Source organism: Paenacidovorax caeni, assembly GCF_001298675.1.
Classification (GTDB): domain Bacteria; phylum Pseudomonadota; class Gammaproteobacteria; order Burkholderiales; family Burkholderiaceae_C; genus Paenacidovorax; species Paenacidovorax caeni.
The window spans coordinates 1-1,709 of sequence record NZ_CYIG01000113.1; the positions used below are offsets into that span (position 1 = coordinate 1).

The 1,709-nt window shown below is 59.2% G+C and carries 2 protein-coding genes; both read right to left on the reverse strand.

What is annotated here, in order from left to right; genetic code table 11:
* Nucleotides 1-957: site-specific integrase (locus tag BN2503_RS18945; protein WP_054258133.1), on the reverse strand; the 957-nt coding region annotated here is incomplete at its 3' end.
* A 5-nt stretch (nt 958-962) separates the two neighbouring features.
* On the reverse strand, nt 963-1,493 hold the full coding sequence (locus tag BN2503_RS18950; RefSeq protein WP_054258134.1) for a hypothetical protein: 531 nt from the start codon (nt 1,491-1,493) through the stop codon (nt 963-965).
* Nucleotides 1,494-1,709 lie beyond the last annotated feature (216 nt).

Consider the following 1,709-nt stretch of genomic DNA (forward strand, 5'->3'; position numbering starts at 1 on the left):
TGCAGCGTTATCAGAGCCTTCAATGAGATCGGCAGCCCAGCCGAATATCTCTTTGCAGATAAGGTAAATCGCTTGGCCTGTTACGCCCTTGTCCACGCCCGTTACAGCCATGATGGCGGGGCGTGATTCACCAGGCGAGGGTAGGGCGGGCAAACCGAGTGACGTGCGGTAGACCTTCAGCTCATCCATCAGCTTGGAAGTCACGATGATCGTGGACCACTTGTCGCCCTTGCCCACAAAGCGAAGGCTCCAGCCCTGGGGGGAAGCGATGAAGTTGCCCATCTTGAGGTTTGCTGCCTCCTCCCGGCGCAGGAATGCGCGGTACAGCAGCTGCATGATCCAGCGTGCGCGGTGGTAGTGTTTCTTCTCTCGCTCGGTGCCTTGGGGTAGCCCTTCAATGACCTCTTGCACGGCGCCCCATTCGATCTCCGTCAGAGCCTGCTCAACCTCATCGTCTTGGTTGCTGCGGCTGGCCAGACCCTCGTGGAGCAGCTTCACCGGGTTATAGGTGCAATAGGGCTGGCCACCCGGCCCGCGCATCTCGCGCATGGCGGTAAAAAGACGATGCAGCACGGTGATGCACAGGGCAATGCTCGTCTTGCTCAGTGCGTTCCTGAACGGCTGGTGGTCCCATCCATTGGCCTTGAGGAACTCCTCATTGAATGGCCTGGGCTCGCGCACAAAATCCATGTAGACGTTCATGTCTTCAATGCCCACGGCAGGCAAAAGCGCGTGGCCCGCACCGCGCTTCGACCGCAGCCACAGCAGGAAGCGGTAGCACTCCTTTTCGTAGGCGCGAGTCGTGTGGCTGGACTTGTGCTTGTACCCGGCAATAAAGATGCGAATAGCCTGAACGTCATCAACGACCTCGGCCGAGACAAGTTCAGCAGGGACGGCTTGAGGTATCAGCGCCTGAGAGGAGGGCGCCGCGACAACTTGGAACTCGGTGGTGCTCATAGGCTTCAAGCGGTGAGAAGTTCAGCGACGGCGCTTTCGGCGCTGGCATCCGCTTGTTCGGTGGTGATGCCGTAGGCGTAGAACATGGCATTGCCGCGCTCAAACAAGTCGCCCATGACTGCACCCAATTCGGCCAGATCCTCGAACTCGGTGCCGTAGTGTCCAGGCGAGCGGTGGATCTTCACGCGGCAAAGCAACGACATGAAGAGCCCAATGGCGCCAACGCCCCGGGCCAGGAACCAGAGCCAGTGCGGCCACTCCTGCACCAGCCTGGCAAAGAAGGCGCGTACCTGGGGGATTGCAGCAAGCTCGCGCGGATCCTCGTCGTAGCCACAGACGATGAACACCAGACTCTCGCGGTAGCGCATGGCGGACTCGCGGGTGTCCGCGATGATGTGCAGACGTTCGAGCGCGCTGGCCACGTTCGCGCTTTCAACCTCTTCGCGTGACAGGTACAGCACGAGCATGGCCGCATCGGTGAAGCTGGCAAGGCCATCGGCATCGGTCAGCGTGATGGAGGCGTTCTTGGTGGGCATGGAGAGTCCTCAGCTGTCGGGTTTTCTTATTGCTGAGACGCCCCCTATGTGATTCAATGACTTGCTAGTGTGGTGTCTCAAAAGTAAGCATCAAATAATGGTACTCGCTGCCCGCGCCACAGATGCCAAGATGGTGTCCGCACTTTTATGCCACACGAACGGCTTGGGATCCTCGTTGTGACGATCAATGTATTCCCGTATGGATTGCTCCAGCTG